The sequence below is a fragment of the Microcoleus sp. FACHB-1515 genome, assembly GCF_014696105.1.
Classification (GTDB): Bacteria; Cyanobacteriota; Cyanobacteriia; order Elainellales; family Elainellaceae; genus JAAUTJ01.
In genome coordinates, this window is record NZ_JACJPO010000078.1 from 1 (window position 1) to 17979 (window position 17979).

General features: G+C 52.7%; 15 protein-coding genes and 1 pseudogene. 9 read left to right on the forward strand and 7 right to left on the reverse strand.

Annotated features, from left to right (window positions below; translation table 11 throughout):
• Positions 1 to 111: 111 nt before the first annotated feature.
• The 4 genes and pseudogenes from H6F67_RS25860 to H6F67_RS25875 form a co-directional block, all read left to right on the forward strand.
• A pseudogene (locus H6F67_RS25860) lies at positions 112 to 507 on the forward strand (winged helix-turn-helix domain-containing protein); the annotation flags it as partial.
• 9 nt (positions 508 to 516) lie between these two features.
• Positions 517 to 1905, forward strand: a complete 1389-nt coding sequence (gene rppB / locus H6F67_RS25865; protein ID WP_190769539.1) for a two-component system sensor histidine kinase RppB — start codon at positions 517 to 519, stop codon at positions 1903 to 1905.
• Between the two features lie 347 nt (positions 1906 to 2252).
• Positions 2253 to 2696 (forward strand): hypothetical protein, encoded by a 444-nt coding sequence (locus H6F67_RS25870; protein ID WP_206753945.1) that lies wholly within the window; start codon positions 2253 to 2255, stop codon positions 2694 to 2696.
• 320 nt (positions 2697 to 3016) lie between these two features.
• Positions 3017 to 4504: a multicopper oxidase family protein gene (locus tag H6F67_RS25875; RefSeq protein ID WP_190769541.1), complete on the forward strand. Its 1488-nt coding sequence runs from the start codon at positions 3017 to 3019 to the stop codon at positions 4502 to 4504.
• A gap of 282 nt (positions 4505 to 4786) precedes the next feature.
• On the opposite strand, the gene arsH is transcribed toward H6F67_RS25875, so the two are convergent.
• From arsH to H6F67_RS25905, 6 genes are all read right to left on the reverse strand, one after another.
• Entirely contained in the window at positions 4787 to 5458 is a 672-nt protein-coding gene (arsH, locus tag H6F67_RS25880) for an arsenical resistance protein ArsH (protein ID WP_190769542.1), read from the reverse strand.
• Positions 5442 to 5918 carry a dual specificity protein phosphatase family protein gene (locus tag H6F67_RS25885; RefSeq protein WP_190769543.1) on the reverse strand — a complete coding sequence of 159 codons (477 nt, stop codon included), beginning with the start codon at positions 5916 to 5918 and terminating at the stop codon, positions 5442 to 5444. The genes arsH and H6F67_RS25885 overlap by 17 nt, the downstream gene beginning before the upstream one ends.
• A complete protein-coding gene (arsC, locus tag H6F67_RS25890) occupies positions 5911 to 6336 on the reverse strand; it encodes an arsenate reductase, glutathione/glutaredoxin type (protein WP_190769544.1) in 426 nt (141 codons plus the stop codon). The genes H6F67_RS25885 and arsC overlap by 8 nt, the downstream gene beginning before the upstream one ends.
• 27 nt (positions 6337 to 6363) lie before the next feature.
• The gene (locus H6F67_RS25895; RefSeq protein WP_190769545.1) at positions 6364 to 7122 is read right to left on the reverse strand and encodes an MIP/aquaporin family protein; all 759 of its coding nucleotides are present in this window, start codon (positions 7120 to 7122) and stop codon (positions 6364 to 6366) included.
• 32 nt (positions 7123 to 7154) lie between these two features.
• Positions 7155 to 8210: a PstS family phosphate ABC transporter substrate-binding protein gene (locus tag H6F67_RS25900; RefSeq protein ID WP_190769546.1), complete on the reverse strand. Its 1056-nt coding sequence runs from the start codon at positions 8208 to 8210 to the stop codon at positions 7155 to 7157.
• A gap of 173 nt (positions 8211 to 8383) precedes the next feature.
• Positions 8384 to 8707, reverse strand: coding sequence for a helix-turn-helix transcriptional regulator (locus H6F67_RS25905; RefSeq protein WP_190769547.1), 324 nt, complete (start codon positions 8705 to 8707; stop codon positions 8384 to 8386).
• A 224-nt stretch (positions 8708 to 8931) separates the two neighbouring features.
• Here H6F67_RS25905 and H6F67_RS25910 point away from each other — a divergent pair, with 224 nt between their 5' ends.
• The 5 genes from H6F67_RS25910 to H6F67_RS28280 all read left to right on the forward strand — a co-directional run bounded on the left by H6F67_RS25910 (position 8932) and on the right by H6F67_RS28280 (position 15977).
• Positions 8932 to 10587 (forward strand): efflux RND transporter periplasmic adaptor subunit, encoded by a 1656-nt coding sequence (locus tag H6F67_RS25910; RefSeq protein WP_190769548.1) that lies wholly within the window; start codon positions 8932 to 8934, stop codon positions 10585 to 10587.
• A gap of 49 nt (positions 10588 to 10636) precedes the next feature.
• Positions 10637 to 13795 (forward strand): efflux RND transporter permease subunit, encoded by a 3159-nt coding sequence (locus H6F67_RS25915; RefSeq protein WP_190769549.1) that lies wholly within the window; start codon positions 10637 to 10639, stop codon positions 13793 to 13795.
• Positions 13796 to 13822: 27 nt separating this feature from the next.
• Positions 13823 to 14308 carry a hypothetical protein gene (locus H6F67_RS25920; protein ID WP_190769550.1) on the forward strand — a complete coding sequence of 162 codons (486 nt, stop codon included), beginning with the start codon at positions 13823 to 13825 and terminating at the stop codon, positions 14306 to 14308.
• Positions 14309 to 14457: 149 nt separating this feature from the next.
• Entirely contained in the window at positions 14458 to 14781 is a 324-nt protein-coding gene (locus H6F67_RS25925) for a hypothetical protein (RefSeq protein WP_242020804.1), read from the forward strand.
• A 470-nt stretch (positions 14782 to 15251) separates the two neighbouring features.
• Entirely contained in the window at positions 15252 to 15977 is a 726-nt protein-coding gene (locus tag H6F67_RS28280) for an acyltransferase (RefSeq protein WP_190769552.1), read from the forward strand.
• Between the two features lie 206 nt (positions 15978 to 16183).
• Here the strand turns inward: H6F67_RS28280 and H6F67_RS25935 are convergent, their stop codons facing one another.
• Complete coding sequence (locus H6F67_RS25935; protein WP_190769553.1) at positions 16184 to 17593, reverse strand: alpha/beta fold hydrolase; 1410 nt, start codon at positions 17591 to 17593, stop codon at positions 16184 to 16186.
• Positions 17594 to 17979: the final 386 nt, after the last annotated feature.

The following is a 17979-nucleotide window of genomic DNA, read 5'->3' on the forward strand; positions in this document are numbered from 1 at the left end:
TCTCAAATTCATTGAGTACTTCAATTGCACGAGTGCAAAACCGTTCAACTGGAAGTTTGAAGGCTTCAAGGATGGCTAACAAGCTGGCTGCTTACTTTTGCCAGCTTGCACTACCTAGTCAAGCCGTTTGTGATGGCCGAACTGCTGGCGCGGCTGCGGGCACTCCAGCGGCGATCGCCCAGCCTGCAACCGCGATCGCTCACGGTCGGAAGCTTGACTTTGGACTACGCCAACAACGCCTTGCAGCGGGAGCAAGATCCATCTCCGCAAACGATTCCGCTGACGGTCAAGGAATTTCAAATTCTGGCCTACCTGATGCAAAATCCCGATCGCATCCTGTCCGGCAGCAAGATTCGCCATCAGCTTTGGGACATGGACGAAGAGCCGATCAGCAACGTCGTCGCCGCGCAGATGCGCTTGTTGCGCCGCAAGTTCGCCAGCTACGGCTGCGACTGCCCGATCGAAACGATTCCCGGTCAAGGCTATCGATTCAACACCGCGTTGTGAAGCATCCCAATGAACCGTCACCAGCTTTTTCGCCGCAGTCGCATTCGGTTCGCCCTGGGGTATGCCTTGGTCATGGGACTGATTTTGTGCCTGTTTGGGCTGGGCATGTCTCGATCGCTGGTGCAGTCTAACTGGGCAGCAATGGAGCGCGAACTCGAATCGATCGCCGGAACCCTGCACGATAGCTTGGAGCCAAGGCTGCCCGCGACTGCCGACCCCACGACTGTGCTGCGGCAGATTTTGCCAGAACTGTGTTTAGCAGGGCAAGCTTGCCCCGATCGCGCCACCTGGATTGAGCGGCACACGCTCGGCATTAGCGATCGCAGCACCTACTACATTCGGCTGTTCGATCATCAAGGCAAACTTCTAGCGTTTTCACCCCATCCGGCTTTGCCGCTGCCAAACGCCTTCGACCCCGCACCCTGGCAAACTCGCACCGCTGAGGGCATTCGCTATCACCAGTTCACGACGATTTTGCACCCTGCCCATACCCATCCGGTGTCACCTCAAAGTCACGCTCATGCGTCTTGGGGCTATCTGCAAATTGGCCGGACTCTCGAATCGTTTGATGCGCAAGTTAACCGCATGAAGTGGATTTTGATCGTTGGTTTTTTGATCGCCCTCAGCTTTATCGCCATTTCAAGCTGGTGGCTTTCGGGCTTGGCGATGCGACCGATTTATCAGTCTTACCAGCAACAGCAGCAGTTCACCGCCGATGCCGCGCACGAGCTGCGATCGCCGCTGGCTGCACTGTTAGCCACTGTCGAGGCGATTTTGCGAATGCCACGTCAAGGGACGGCGATCCAGCCGATGCTCCACACCATCGATCGACAGGGACGACGCTTGAGCCACCTAATTGCCGATCTGCTGCTGTTGAGCAGCCTGGAAGACAATGCCGCAGCCAAGCCCGTTCACCTCTGCTGTCTCAACGATTTGATCAGTGATTTGAGCGAAGAATTTCTAGAGCTAGCCACCCGCGCTGAAATTCACCTGATGCATCAAAGTCCTGACCGCGCCATTCTCGTGGCTGGAAACGAATCTCAGCTTTACCGATTGGTGTCCAACTTAATTGCCAATGCGATTCACTATACGCCCAGTGGCGGACAGGTGCGAATTTGCCTAACCGCCCGCGATCGCATGGCACTCATTACCGTGCAAGATACGGGCGTTGGCATTGCCCCCGACCAACACACGCGCATTTTCGATCGCTTCTACCGCGTGGACGGTGATCGATCGCGGCAAACGGGCGGAGCCGGATTGGGACTAGCGATGGCTCAGGCGATCGCGCAAGCCCATCAGGGCAAGATTCAAGTGCAAAGCGACATGGGCAAAGGCAGCGTTTTCACAGTACACCTGCCTCTGAATTCAGCGTTAGCTCAGCATTCGGGAACTCAATGAGATTGAATTAGCAAATTTGACCGCTCAAGCTACTCAACACCTTAGCTATCTTCTGCGGTGGTTAAGCGCGATCGTGTCAATTAAGCGGTTAAGTTGCTGATTTTCGATGGATTGACAATTGGCACAAATGGAAGGGCAAAATGGCGATCGATCTGAGGCGATCGCGAACCCTTGAAACCAAGCATTCTTGTCAATTTTGAATCAATGAAGCGGCAAGTTTCTTTCGCTTTGAGAAAGGTGTCAAACTTTTCAAAACCGAAAGATTTTTCATCTTCATTTCACTTTTGTGTTCCAGACTACATAGGAAGTAGTTCAAGATTAATTTAGTGAATCACCTAACCCTTTCGATGTTGCTGTCTTTGACCCTTAGTAGTCTCTTTGCCGCAACTGCTCAGGCAGCCAATCCACCCTCAAATCACGTGAATTCATCTAATTTTGGCAGCCTGACTGCTGCTACTGATGACCCACTTGCTGACAGACCTGAAACCGCGATTCAGGTTGCTGGCTTGCCTCCTTCCGGTGACATGAATCCTGCGGATATGCAGAACTCTACGGTCGATACGAGCGAGGTGCTTTCTCATGAGGCTAGACCACAGAGAGACCGTCAAGCAGCCAATCCTCCTTCCGGTGACATGAATCCTGCGGATTTGGGAAATGCGGCTGTTGATACCAGCGAAGTGCTTTCTCACGAAGCCCGACCAACGGCTCGCCGCGCAGGTTTTCCGCCTTCGGGTGATATGAATCCTTCAGATCGAGCAAATAGAACTGTTGATACAAGCGAGATTGATTGACCATTACTTCAGGCCACGTCAGTTTTAGTTTGAGTCCGCCCTAATTAGATTGGTGGACTTAAAGCAAAACTGCTTGGTGTTGAACCTCTAGGCAGTCTCGCTTGTGGGACTGTTACCTTCTTTTGAAGATAAACGCTGTAGCATTAAGCATTCAGCGTTTATTTCGTATTTCACAGCAATTTCATTTTCTTGCGTTTAGATAGAAGTTAAGTTCAGAAGCACTACAAAAAATAGACTTGACTATCTAGCTGACTGAAGCATTTAGGGCAATAGAACACTGAACTTGAGTTAACGCCTTATCGTAAACAGCAAGGGTCATTATGAAACTTCATCGTCGTCATTTTCTAGCGCTCAGTGTAGCGAGTGCAGGTGGCATTTTGCTTTCGCGCTGGGCAGTTGGACAAAACCAAACTCCTCATTCTGTGACGCTCTCTCCTGATGTGTACAAAAGCACCGGAGGACTGCTGGAACTGAGTCTGGAAGCTGGTAGCCAGAATTTTATCATCGGCGATCGACAAGTCAGTTTACTGAGCTATAACGGTCAGGTTCCGGCTCCGCGCCTCGAAGCAAAACCCGGAGACACAGTACGAATTCATTTCACCAACAAGCTTTCGCAGCCTACTAATCTTCACTATCACGGTCTACATGTTACACCAGCGGATAATGCAGACAATGTGTTTTTGAGCATTTCACCCAATGAGCAACTAACCTACGAATTTCAAATCCCGCAAAACCATCCGGCTGGAACGTTCTGGTATCATCCTCATCGTCATGGCACAGTTGCAGAGCAGGTATTTGGTGGGTTGGCAGGGCTTTTCATTGTTCGAGGAGATCTAGATGAAATTCCAGAAGTGAAAGCGGCTCAGGAAGAGTTTTTAGTGCTTCAAGACTTTGACCCGAATGCTAGCGGTCAACCAAATGCTCCAGATCCAATGACACTGATGAGGGGACGCGAAGGCGCACTGATCACCGTCAACAGACAGGTAAACCCCACGCTTTCGATCGCCTCTGGTGGATTACTGCGCCTCCGGCTGCTAAACGCTTCTCCTTCTCGCTTTTACCGACTGGCATTAGAAAACCATCCGCTATATCTGATTGCCACAGACGGCGGAGCCATTGCAAATCCGATTGAACTTGAAGAACTTCTGCTAGCTCCCGGAGAACGAGCTGAGGTTTTAGTCAGGGGCGATCGTCCGGTCAGGCAGTATCGGTTGCTGAACCTGCCCTACGATCGCGGCGGGATGGGTGGTATGACGATGCCCAACATGGCTAGCATGAGCGGCATGAACGGGATGAGCGGCATGATGAACCCCAGTCAAAGCCAGCCGCCTCAAACTTCTCTGCCACTGGCAACTCTGACCTATCAGGGATCAACAGCTTCTCTGAAGTTGCCCGAAAAACTGATTGAAGTTGAATCACTCCCAGAGCCGAGCAAAACTCGTCGAATTGAGCTATCGATGGCAATGGGCAACAAGATGTCATTTCTGTTCAACGGCAAAACGTTTGACCCAGAGCGGGTTGACGCCGATCCAAAACTTGGCACTGTAGAGGACTGGGAACTGGTAAACGTTGACCCCGATCGCATGGATCATCCATTCCACCTGCATGTCAATCCCTTTCAGGTCATTTCTCGCAACGGTCAACCGGAACCCGATCGCGCCTGGAAAGATACGGTGTTAGTGAAGGGTGGGGAAACAGTTCGGATTCGGATTCCATTTAGAGACTTTGCCGGAAAGACGGTGTATCACTGCCACATTCTCGATCACGAAGATCTGGGAATGATGGGTCGTCTCGATATTCAGTCCTGATCGGGTTCTCTCTTTAGTCAAACTGTTTTCCTGCTTCAGACTGTGCGTGAGACAGTTTCAAGGGTCGTCGAACCCTGAACTTGCTACCCTTCAGATTCTCAAGCCTAACCTGGATGCTGCAATTGCAGAGGCATCTAAAGTGTCTGACCTCAACTGCAAAATTTCATCTTGATTTTACATTTGCAGGAGAATCTGGGTCTTACGCAAAAGCGGTGACATAGGTGCGATCGCCCTATTGCCAGAACCCGTAAGCTGAGCTTCTGTGCTGAATCTTGAGGGTTTCTACATTGCCTTCAGGTTCACTGGATTTACCGCTGCGTCCACTGTTTCCAACGCTGCTTTTGCTGCTTTTTCTTTACGCTCACTGTGGCGATCGGTTAGATAATCCACCTGATCGCGCAACAGCAGGGTGAATTTGTAAAGCTCCTCCATTACATCGATGACGCGATCGCGGTAAGCCGAATCTTTCATCGTGCCGTCTTCATTGAATTCCTGATAGGCTTTCGCCACCGACGATTGATTGGGGATAGTGAACATCCGCATCCAGCGACCGAGCAGGCGCATGGTGTTGACGGCGTTGAACGATTGCGAACCGCCGCTCACCTGCATCACGGCCAGCGTTCTACCCTGCGTGGGGCGAACCGCTCCGATGCTCAACGGAATCCAGTCAATTTGGTTTTTCAGGATGCCCGTAATCTGTCCGTGCATTTCGGGACTTGTCCACACTTGACCTTCTGACCATTGGCTGAGTTCTCGTAGCTCCTGCACTTTTGGATGCGTGTCCGGTACACTGCCGTAGATCGGCAATTCACGCGGGTCAAAGAATTTGACTTCAGCACCAAATTCTTGAATGATGCGGGCGGCTTCTTCGGCGAGCAAGCGGCTGTAAGAGCGATCGCGCAACGAACCGTACAAAAACAGAATCCGAGGGGGATGATCAAATCTGCTTGCCAAATGATTCTCCTGCTAACTGTTGTAGAAACGTGGTTTGGGCTGTTCGCAATTCAGCGTTAGGGTTAGCCGTTTGGATGATTTGCATGGCTTCCTCATACGATGTTCCGGTGCGAATTAGGTAAGCCGCCAGCATCGTTCCGGTGCGACGATTGCCGCTGGTGCAATGCACGGTGATCGCATTGCCAAGCTGATGTTGCTGCTCAACAAAGGCTTGAAGCTCCTGAATTTGTTCGAGCGTGGGAGCCGTGCCGCCCTTGGTGGGCAGCCAGCGGAAGGGAAGCTTAGCCTGTTCATATAGGTCAAGATTCGAGGAATCATCCATGACTGAGACGATCGCTCCAACTCCTGCCGCCTGTAAATCAGCTAGCTCTTCCACTGTAGGTTTGCGAACTCCAGCGAGCTTGCCTGGAATCACCCACCACAGGTTTTTCGCGATCGGCTGTAGTTGCGGCTCACTCATGCGACTTGCCGGACACGACAGGTTCAGCATCTAGGGAGGCAATCAAGTCAACTACCCGTTCTCGCACTTGATCGCGCACTCTGGGGAAGATTTCAGGTTGCTCAGCCGGATCGTCTAGCTGCCAGTCTTCAAAGACTTCGCGTGTGACCCATTCGGGCGGCAGGTTGACCCCGCAGCCACACAGCGAAATGACGATATCGAAATCTGCTGGATCAAAGTCGCTTAACGGCTTAGAAGTTTTGCGGCTGATATCAACGCCCGCTTCTTGCATGGTGGCGATCGCTTCTGTCCGCACTTGACTCGCCTCTAATCCAGAACTAGTCACGTCGATTTTTCCGGCTCCCAAGTGCTTGGCGAATCCTTCGGCCATTTGCGATCGCGCCGAGTTCTTTTTGCACACAAACATTACTTTTTTCATGTCAATTCCTCTGAAAGCTTGAACGGATTAATCCAACGACTCCAACTCAATCCGGTCGAACGACCCTTTGGCGAACAAGCGTTTGTAAACCAATACGGCAAGTTGCGCTCCGACGATCGGTGCGACCCAATACACCCAATGGTGCTGCCAGAGATTGCCGACGAAGGCAGGCCCTAGCGATCGCGCCGGATTCATGCTCGCTCCGGTGATTGGCCCCATGACAGCGGCTTCCAGTCCGACCGTCAGGCCGATCGCAATGCCAGCAAAGCCCATCAGTGCCCGCCGATCCAAGCCCGCCCCCAGAATCACCAGCATCAAAATGAACGTCAAAATGCCCTCCAGCACCAACGACTGAAGCCAGTTGTCTTGAAGCGGCAAGGTTGCACCGAGATTGGCGACAAACCCGAAGGACAACCACAGCACGAATGAAGCGGCGATCGCTCCAACCGACTGAGCAAAGATGTAGGGCAGCACTTGATGTCCAGGGAAGAAGCCACCGCTCCACACCGCTAATGTCACGGCGGGATTCAGGTGTGCCCCGCTAATGTGACCGAGCGTGTAGATCAAAGCGGACACCACTGCCCCAAACACCAAACTGATCCCCAAATGCTTGATCGCGCCGTCTGTGATGTGGTTGACCATCACGGCTCCTGTGCCTGCAAACACCAGCACAAACGTTCCGATCGCTTCGGCAATCACAACGGCGGAAGTGAGTGGCTTAACGCCTCTGACCCAAACTTGGACAAGCGAGCGGGACTGCGAATAGCGGCTGGATTTCAAGCTCATCTTCGAGTGCAGTAGGTGGACAGCGATCGGGGTTAGAACGTCCGCTCTTTGCGGAGAACTTCTTCAATCGTGAGGTTGGGCTGCGGTTTGCCTTCGTAGGCACTGCCCACTTCTCCTTGATAAAAATGCACCTGGTTGATGTCGTAAGCTTCCTGCGGCAGCGGAATGTAGTCAACCGACTCGATCACAGTGATGGCGTCCTTCAGGTAGAACTCGACAAAATCACGCAGGGCTGGATTCTCTTGCGAGGCTTGGGCGTTGACGTAGATGAATAGCGGACGCGAGAGCGGCTGATACTTGGCATCCTCGACCGTTTGACGAGAGGGTGCAACCGCTCCGCTGCCGTTATCGATCGCCAGCGCTTTGAGTTGGTTTTGATTGGTTTCAAAGTAGGAGAACCCAAAGTAGCCCAAAGCATTCGGGTCGCGGCTCACGCCTTGAACCAGAACATTATCGTCTTCGCTCGCAGTGTAGTCGCGACGGGTATTGGCCTCGCCTGTGATCACTTCGGCAAAGTAGTCATACGTGCCCGAATCTGTCCCCGCGCCATATAAGCGCAGCGGTCGGTTGGGAAATGTCGATCGAATCTGATTCCAGTTGGTGATTTTGCCTTCAGCCGCAGCTTCCCAAGCTCGCTTTAATTCTTCGACCGTCAACTCCTGCGCCCAGTCGTTCTGCGGATTGACGGCGATCGTCAGGGCGTCAAAGGCGATCGGCAGTTCGAGAAAGCGAATCCCCGCGCGGTTGCAAGCGGCCATCTCCTCGGTTGAAATCGGACGAGAGGCATCGTTGATGTCGGTTTCCCCTGCACAGAATTTGCGGAAGCCGCTGCTGGTTCCAGAAAATGCCGCCGTCACTTCCACATCGCTACGTCGATCGCGAAACGCTTTCACGACCGCTTCGGTGATGGGATAGACGGTGCTGGAGCCGTCAATTTCGATCGCCTCGGTCGCGGCAGCAGTCGTGGCACTTTGAGGCTGAACCTGGTTGGGGCTTGAGGTTTGGGTTGGTGCGCTACAGGCGGTGAACAGCAGGAGCGTCGCGATACCAGTCAGAGCCGTTCGTTGAGTTCGGATCGCACAAGCCATAGATCTCCTTTACGAAGGATTTGCACCTATCGGAGTGTTGAGGTGGTCTTCGTGTCATATCTAAAAATATTGATACATCAAAATATGTTGATGAGTCAAGTAGCTAGACGGACTGCATCACACCTTGTCAACAAAGATTTAGACTTCGATTCTAAAAAAACTTGATGAAAAGTTCAGTCGTTACAAGGACGAGCAGGTGCAATTGGACTGAAGCGGCGGTATTCCGCCAAATACTGCTCCAGCACCACAAATTGCGGTAGATTCAGGCTGTAGTAAATCCAGCGTCCTGCTTGGCGCGATCGCACCAACTCGGCTTCCCGCAACACTTTGAGATGAAACGACAGCTTCGACTGCGGCAGGTTCAAGACCTCACACAAATCGCACACGCACAGTTCCTTGGTTCGCAGCAGATCCAGGACTTGCACACGCAGCGGTTCCGAGAGCGCATGAAAGCCAGCAGCAATTGAATTGGATGCGAGGGTGGACTGCTTTAACATCAACTTTTTTTGAAATGCAATTCATCCAGTATAGAACGCGGACGAATTGGACGCATTGAAGGACAGTCCGCTTGAAGTGTCTAACCTCAACTGCAAAATTTCATCTTGATTTCACATTTGCATGAGAATCTGGGTTTGACGCAAAAGCAGCGATTTTAGCTTGCTTCATAGATTTATTTCGATAACAATCCTTCTGACCCTTCTGATTTCATTCCAAAGTGCCCATGCTTCAAGTACTTTCACGTGCGGCTCGATCGAACTCGGCTTGGTGTTTCTTGGGTCTACTCCTGAGTTTGCTGTTGATCCCTTCGATCGCGGCGATCGCACATCCGGGGCATGGCAATGAGTTCGAGGACAGTGGAACTGCTGCGACCGCCGAATCGATTCAGGTGGATGAAACGACGGCTGAACGGTTGGGAATCGAAGTCGAAGTGGTGGAGCCGCAGCGCCTCGCGGTGGGCATCGAAACGACGGGGCAGGTGGAAGCCTTGCCAAATCAGCAAGCAAAAGTCACGGCTCCGGTCGGTGGAACGGTTGTGCGCCTGCTGGTGGAACCGGGCGATCGCGTCCGGGCGGGTCAGGCGGTTGCGCTGATGACCAGTCCAGATTTAGCCAGCTTGCGAACTGAAGCGCTCGATCGCCGCACGGATGCAGTGGGCAGTGTGCAGAGTGCTGAGGCCGATTTGCGACTGGCGCAACAAACCTATGCGCGACAACAGCAAATTGCCGCTGCCGAAATTCAAGAAGCGCAAGCCGCCTTCAATCTTGCTCAGGAACGCCACGATCGCAACCGCGAACTCGCTGCCCAAGGAGCGATTCCGCAGCAGCAGGTGATGGAATCAGAAGCCGAGCGAGCGACTGCCAGAGCCGCCCTGACTTCTGCCCAAAGTCGGCTGTCCGTTTCGGAAGCGGCGGCAGCACTGGAACGGGCGCGATCGCAAGTGCAGGTCGCCCAGTCTCGCCTGCAACTAAGCGACGATGCCTATCAAACTCGCTTGCGTCAGTTGGGCGTTCAGCCGCACAGTGACGGGCTGATTACGATCGTCGCTCCGATCGCTGGCACTGTTGCGGAACCGATGATTACGGCAGGGGAATCGATCGATGCCGCAGGTGCGGTGCTAATGACGCTGCTCGACGGGCAGGGCGTTTGGGCAACCGCGAATGTGTTTGAGAAGGATTTGCCAAAAATCTCGATGGGTCAGTCGGTGCGGGTGCGAGTGGCCGGATCGGACAAGACCTTTACGGGCAACATTGCCTTTATTGGCTCAACCGTGCAGGGTGACAGCCGCGTGGTTCCGGTGCGGGCGGAGTTGAACAATCCCAACGGCATCCTCAAACCGGGCATGTTTGCCGAACTAGAATTGCTCACGGGTCAAACTTCCGATCGCGTGTTGAGCCTTCCGGCAACGGCGATCGTCGATGCCAACGGGCGCAAGCTGGTCTACGTCCAGAACGGGCAGAATTTTGAGCCGACCGATGTGGAACTGGGGCGCACGGATGGCGATCGCGTCGAAATCAAAAGCGGCCTGTTTGAAGGCGATCGCGTTGTCATTCAGGGTGCACCGATGCTCTACGCCCAATCCTTACGCGGCGGCAGTGCAAACGCTGAGGCAGACCATTCCGAACCCGCTCCAGCCGCGACCGTGCAGGCGAGCAGTGCCAGCGGCGCAGCAATTCCCTGGTGGGCGATGGGATTGGGCGGCGGCGCGATCGCGCTGAGTACCTTTGCAGCAGGCATGGCGCTGGCAACGCATCGCAGCCGCAAAACGATCGCGCTGAGTGCTGCGGCACTTCAGACGGCCAGCCACTCTAACGGCTCGACTCCGCGTTTGAGCGAGCAAACGGGCGATGCCGCGTCGTCGCAACGGCCTCACCTGTAGTCATGCCCTCTTCCCGTCCCGCTGGATTCCACCTTAATTTTTTTAACCGATGCTAAGCGCTATTGTTCGGTGGGTGATCGATCGCCGCTGGCTGGTTCTGATTGCCACAATTCTGATTTCGCTGTGGACGGTGCGAGCCATTCCGCAGATGCCGCTGGATGTCTTTCCGGCTTTTGCGCCGCCGCAGGTTGAGATCGAAACCGAGTCGCCCGGTTTAGCCCCGGAAGAGGTCGAGTCGCTGGTGACGCTGCCGATCGAAAGCGCCATCAACGGGACACCGGGCGTAACGGCGGTGCGATCGTCCTCGGCTACCGGGGTTTCGGTTGTCGAAGTGGTGTTTGAGTGGGGAACCAATATTTTTCAGGCGCGGCAGCTTGTCACCGAACGCTTGCAGCAGGTGCAGGGCAATTTACCTGAAGGCGTTGAAGTGCCGCTCGTCTCGCCGCCCAGTTCCCCGATCGGCACGATCTTAAAGTTTGCGCTGACGATCGATCCGACCGTTCCCGTCGAGGGTAGCCCGACTTCTTTGATGGAACTGCGCCGCATCGTCGATTGGAAGATTTCTAATCGGCTGCTGGCCGTGCCGGGAGTCAGTCAGCTTGCCGTTTATGGTGGCGATGTCAAGCAGTATCAGGTACTTGCTGATCCCGCCAGACTCGCAGCGTTCAACGTCTCGCTCGATCAGGTGACACAAGCTGCTGCTGGAGCCAATCTCAATGCTCCAGGCGGGTATTTGATCACGCCCGATCGCGAACAAATCATTCGCGGGATTGGGCGGATTGAATCGATCGAGGATCTGGGCGCTTCGACGGTCGATGCTCGGCAGGGAACTCCGGTGCGGCTCTCGGACGTGGCTGAGGTGCAAATTGGCGCGGGCGTTAAGCGCGGCGATGGCAGCGTCAACGGTCAACCCGCCGTCATCATCATGGTCAGCAGACAGCCCCAGGGTGACACGCCAACGGTGACTCGTGCGGTTGAAGCGGCGATGGCGGAAACTCAGGTCGGACTGCCCCAGGATGTGAAGGTGGATGTCACCTTTCGGCAAGAGAGCTACATCGAATCCTCAGTTGACAATGTGCGATCGGCCTTGATTGAAGGCAGCATCATTGTCGCCGCCGTTCTGATTCCGTTTTTGATGAACTGGCGCACCCTAACCGTTTGCCTGCTCGACTTTTTCTTGACGCTGCTGTTTTCCCTGCTGGTGGCCGATCTAATCGGCTTGGGACTCAACACGATGACGCTGGGCGGTTTAGCCATTGCGATCGGCACAGCAGTCGATGATGCGATCGTCTATGGCGAAAACACCTATCGCCGCCTGCGCGAAAATCGATTTTCCGATCGCCCGCAGTCGCCCCTAGAAATCATCTTTGAGGGCAGTCAGGAAGTCCGCGAATCGCTATTGGGCGCAATGCTGATCGGTATCGTCGTGTTCTCTCCGATTTTCACGCTCTCCGGCGTGGAGGGGCGAATTTTTACGCCGATGGGAATTGCCTATTTGATCGTCGTCGTCGTGTCGAGTCTCGAATCGCTGCTCGTCTCTCCGGCTTTGTGTGCGCTCTTGCTGCCGCACGGACGCATGGCCGTTGAAGAACCCTGGGTGGCTCGCTTTTTCAAACGTCGCTATCAGCCGTTTTTGCTGTTTTCGATGCGGCGATCGACCCTAGTGATGGGCTTTGCCGCCGCCGCAATGGTCGCAGCCTTGGTAATCACGCCGAACTTGGGGCGCAGCTTTCTACCGGAATTTCAAGAGCAAACCCTGGTCAACACCATCACGCTCTATCCTGGCACTTCACTGGCCGCCACCAATCGGGCGGGTCACGCGCTGGAACTCGCCTTAAAAGACGATCCGCGCTTCACCTACATTCAAACTCGCTCTGGTCGTGCCCCCGGTGATGGCGATGCGGGCGGCGTCAATTTTGCTCACGTAGACGTGACGCTGAGCGAGGCAGGTTTGGAGAATCGACCCGCCACGATCGAAAAGCTGCGCGAAGAATTCACCAAACTTCCCGGCGTTGCCAGCGGCATTGGCGGCTTCATTTCGCACCGCATGGATGAAGTTTTGTCGGGCGTGAGAAGCCAAATTGCCGTCAAAGTGTTTGGCTCAGAGCTAGACGAACTGCGATCGATCGGTGAGCAGATTGAAGCGCAAATGCAAACGGTCGCAAACATTGTGGACTTGCAGCTAGAGCCGCAGGTGCCGATCGATCAAATTCAAATTGCCTTCGACAGGCAGGCTGCCGCCCGCTACGGCCTGACGGTGGGCAGTCTCGCCGAAGTGGTTGAAACGGCTCTCAACGGCAAAGTCGTCTCGCAGGTACTCGACAGCCAGCAAACCTTTGATCTCGTCGTCTGGCTCGATGAGCGCGATCGCAACAACCTCAGCACGATCGAAAACCTCTTAGTAGACACACCTGCCGGACAAAAAATTCCGCTCGGACAGGTTGCCACGATTCGCAACGGCACAGGGCCAAACACGATCAACCGCGAAAATGTCTCGCGTCGCATTGTGGTTTCCGCCAACGTCAGCGGTCGCGATTTGCGATCGGTGGTCAACGAAATCCAAGCCAAAGTCAAGGAAAATGTGACTGTGCCATCCGGCTATTTCATTCAGTACGGCGGCCAGTTTGAAGCAGAAGAGCGAGCCACGCAAAACATTTTGGTGTTCAGCCTGATCGCCGCTGTCGTGATCACCGTGCTGATGTATCTGTCCGTCAAGTCGATCGCCTCCACCCTCATGATCATGATCAACCTGCCGATCGCCTTGGTCGGCGGTGTGATCTCGGTTGCGCTCACGGGCGGCGTGCTTTCGGTTGCGTCTCTAGTCGGCTTCGTCACCCTGTTTGGCGTCGCCACCCGCAACGGCCTCCTGCTGGTGGATAACTACAACACCAAATTCGCTGCCGGAATCCCGCTGCGCGAAACCTTGATCACTGGCTCAATGGAACGGCTCAACGCCATTTTGATGACGGCTTTTACCTCAGCTTTGGGACTGCTTCCCCTCACCTTGAGCGACGGCCCCGGACGCGAAATTCTGCGACCGCTGGCGATCGTCGTTTTGGGCGGGCTGTTCACCTCGACGGCACTCACCTTGCTGATCATTCCCGCCCTCTACTCGCGGTTTGGCAAATACCTGATTCCCAACCACCAACCCGCCGCCGCACCCGCTGAAACTTCCGTACCCGAAACGGTCGGAACTGCCGAAGTCTAACCAACAACTCTAAACCAGGAGACACCCATGCCCCTCAAAACAACCGTCGCGCTACTGAGTGGAATCGCCTTGCTTACCCTGAGCGCCTGCAACTCAACTTCACCCGCCCCGACAGAAACACCCGCCGCTTCTGCCTCTGCACCCGCCGCCAGCCCTGCACCCACTACCGCAACTTCAGCAGATACCGCTCAAACCACTGCTCAAAATGGCGGCCAGGTCGTTGAAGTGGGCGACTATCATCTAGAACTGCTCGCCGCCCCAGAAGGAGACGGCCTGCACGTTGATTTTTGGCTTCAAACTGGCTCTGACCATGCCAGCATTTCAGACGCAGAAGTAACGGCTAATATTCAATTCCCAGACGGCACAAGTAAACCCGTTGATCTGACCTACGATGCTGCTGGCGAACACTACAAAGCGTTTGTTTCTGGCTTTGCTGCTGGCGAATATCGAGTTGTCGTGCAGACAGATATTGATGGCGAAAAGGTGAATGGACGGTTCAATTTCAATCTGTAACCACAATCAACGATTCCATTTTTCTTAACGCTGCGATGTTGAATTCACCGGAATGGAACATTAGCCTATTTTCATTTCTGCTGTCTTTCGTTTGGGAGATTCAGCAGATGCCATTCTACCGAATATCTCCTACTCTTTCTTGCTTCGATATGAATCGAAATTGTACGCTGGCAACCGTTGGTGATGTTGGAATTTCGCTGGTCTCTTTCTGGGTAGTGGCAGCCTTATTAAACTCGCGGCGATGGGTTCGTCAACCGAGTCGCTGGCAAGTTAATGTTTTCATTCTGGTCGGAGTTCTAATCACGATCGCTTTTGAAGCCTTAGCAACGCAATCGCTCGGAATCTGGTCATATGCTGACTCCATGCCATCAGTTCCGATATTGGGAACCGGACTGCTGCCGCTACTTATGTGGCTGGTCATTCCACCCGTGACTCTCTGGCTCGTCAAACGTCAACTTCGGGCAGCGAACTGAGTAACCAGTCGATCGCGCTACGGTCGATCGACTGGTTGACTGATTGTATTACCTGGCGGTCGCAGAATAATTCTTCAAAAACTGAACAAATTCGCAAAGCTTTCATAAAGGCTGCCGCTACTAATTTTTTAGACACTATTAAATTGATAGATTGTGAAAGAAGTCGGGAATACTTTCGTTAGTGAATCCCGAAGAAATAGTCTCATCTTCTCTGCTCTATGGAAGCGATTGAAAAAATATTATGAACAACGCTTGACAACTTTGTAATACTCGAATGGGTTAAAGTTTTCGCATTTTAAAGCGAAATTAGTCGCAACACAAGAAAGCACAATCTGATTTAGACAAAAGGCAGGCTTCAAGCAATTCTTCACGGTTTGATGAGAGAAATGTATCTCGATCGCTGCTTTTTCGACTTCACAATTCCACAGCTTTGAATTGAAACTTTCTAACCACAGGAGTCCTTAAACCCCATGAACTCACCTTCTTTTGTTTCTCGTGTGCAGAAATATTGGAAAGAGTATTTGATCACTGGAATGTTTGGAGGAATTTCAACGCCGATCGGTCAGCTTTTCCGCAATTCTGTTTACCGCTTCATCCTTAGCAAGATGGGCAAATCGGTTTGCATTTTGCCCAACGTTCGCCTGATTGGTACAAGTCACATTGCAATTGGCGATCGCGTCAAACTGCAACCCAGCGCATATCTTCACACGCACGGAAACCCGATTCATCTAGGCAATCACGTTGTACTTGATCAGGGCGTAAACATTCGGGCAGGCGGCGGCGAAATGGGCGTCTACACTGACGGCATCTCGATCGGAGAAAACACTTACATCAGCGCTTATGCGTTTATTGCAGGTCCCGGTTCTGTTCGCATTGGGCGCGACTGCCTGATTGCGTCTCACTGCTCAATTTACGCGAGCAACCATATTTTTGCTGATCGAAATACGCCCATTCACGCGCAAGGATTAACCATGAAAGGCGTGACGATCGAAGATGACTGCTGGCTCGGTTCAGGTGTCCGAGTCCTCGATGGCGTCACGATTGGCCGAGGCAGCGTAATTGGTGCAGGAGCCGTCGTCACCAAAAGCATTCCGCCCTTTTCGATCGCGGTGGGCGTACCTGCCAAAGTCATTGGCACACGAGGTTCTGACGATCGCAGTGCAGCTTTAGAAAAAGCGCTGGCACTACAGAATTAGCCCTTTTGTACTCCTTACTTTCTCATCATCTCAAATAGCAATCATGCGCCTATCGAGTGGCGGATAAATGGCGACGGAAGAATTTTAGCTACGGGCGGAAATGAAATTGCAGTACCTTTTTCCTCAACCTCTGAGAAGGCGAGAAAGAGCAAAGTAACGCGCAGTATTGTTACGCTGTAACTTTTGATACTAGCATTCTTGCAATATTATCTGTTCCAAGTCACACTCTGGCGCAAGCCGCTAGAAGTTTTGCGCTCGACATAAAGCAGCCTTCTAACTTTTCCTGTACGAGTTGCAATCACGCGGCCTTCGTGCAATCCGTTCCGCTGTACTAGCCTTCCAGAATTGTTGTAAACATCATCCAAACCAGATGGCAAAGCAAGATCGTTTTCTAACTTTAGATACTGCTCGGATAGAGTATTGCTAAAAACATCGATGACTGTTGTATGAGCTTTCGTAGCCCCTAAATTGGCCGCTCCATTATATTGAACCAACAGCGAATCTGCTGCCGTGCCTGCTTGGGTGTTGTCTCCAGCAATTGAGTCACTGGAGGGAAACTCATCTTCAACCACTAAAGCGATCGATCGCTTTGCTACGGCTTTGAGGTCCGATGCTTTTTGGTCGCCGGGTTCATTTCCGTTCAGATCATACTGGTCAGCCGGAAAAGCTGGATCTAGCGCCACAAGTTGATCAACCCCTCTGAACTCTCGACCGATTTCAGCACTCACATAAGCACCTAAGCTATGACCAAAGACAGTAATCTTATTTCTAGTCAATCCCAAATTCTTTAGCGTTTGCGTTGCCCACTGAGCAACAGGCGTAATAGAACGAGCCGCCGTAAACGGTACAGGAATTGGATCGTTGGCTGGTTCTCTCCAATCGAGAGCGAGTACCTGATAATCTTGGTTTTCATACAGTCTTGCCGTCGTCTGTAATAGCTTTCTAATTCGGCTACCCTCGCTGCTATCGCCGCGACCATGAACTACAACAACTGTTTTCTTGCTGGGGTCAATTCCAATATTTGTTCTACCGTTCTTAGTATATCGGTAGAGGTTGACGCCATTCTCGTAGTTCAGGTCGGGATAGTTTTGAAGAAATGAAAGCCCTTTGTTTTCAATATTACCGACTAGACTGACAGGTTCTAACCGCAGATTATATCTGGCTCTACCAGTCGTTTGATTGACTTGAATATAGTAAGTGCCTGGATTCAAAATTCGGGTATATCCGATCGATTGCTTCGCTTCAGCTAGCTTAGAGTTGTTGCGAAAGAGGTTGCTGCCGTTTACACCGAAAAGCCTTAGATTGGGGCCAGAGCTTACCCCGGACAGAACAGCTTTGAGGTTACTTCGAGTACCAACTGTGAACGTGTAATAGTCGTTCCGATCAGCCCTGCCCACTTCATCTCTGAAGCGGTAGGGTCGGTTGTCTGTTAGAGTGCCGATTTGTTTCGCTGAGTTTCTGTTATTTCCTGCCGAATCACGCGATCGCCTTGCAATGCTTCGCACCGCAACTATGTGCGTCAAGTTGTTTCCCTGAACGGCTGCATCGCCTAAATCACCTGCTAGCTTTAGAGAAGAATTTGCGTTTTGAGAACGCTTCTTAAATTGAATTCCCATGATGCTGCTTTGTGGTGACTGCTCAAATAACTGGCAATTTAGCAGATAGCTCACTTAGCCAGAGTCGCCTGTCACGACCAACAGAAGCCATCATTCATACCGTGAATTATAGTTTGCTGCAATTTTCGGCAAAACCACTCTGAAGGCGGATTTAGGGCTTTCTCCCACCCAATGACATACTCTTATATTCAGCAGTGAGCCGAGCCAAAAAACGGGAGTCGATCGCTCCTCCTCGACCTGTCCCTTAAGAATTGCGCCGGAATTACGATATCGCGCCCATCGATCGCGCCTCAGTGTCGTCGGGTTTCTGGTTTGGTTTCGCATAGATAGTAGACGCGATCGAAATTCGTCTTAGATTTTTATATTCAAGATAATGTTCGTTATCT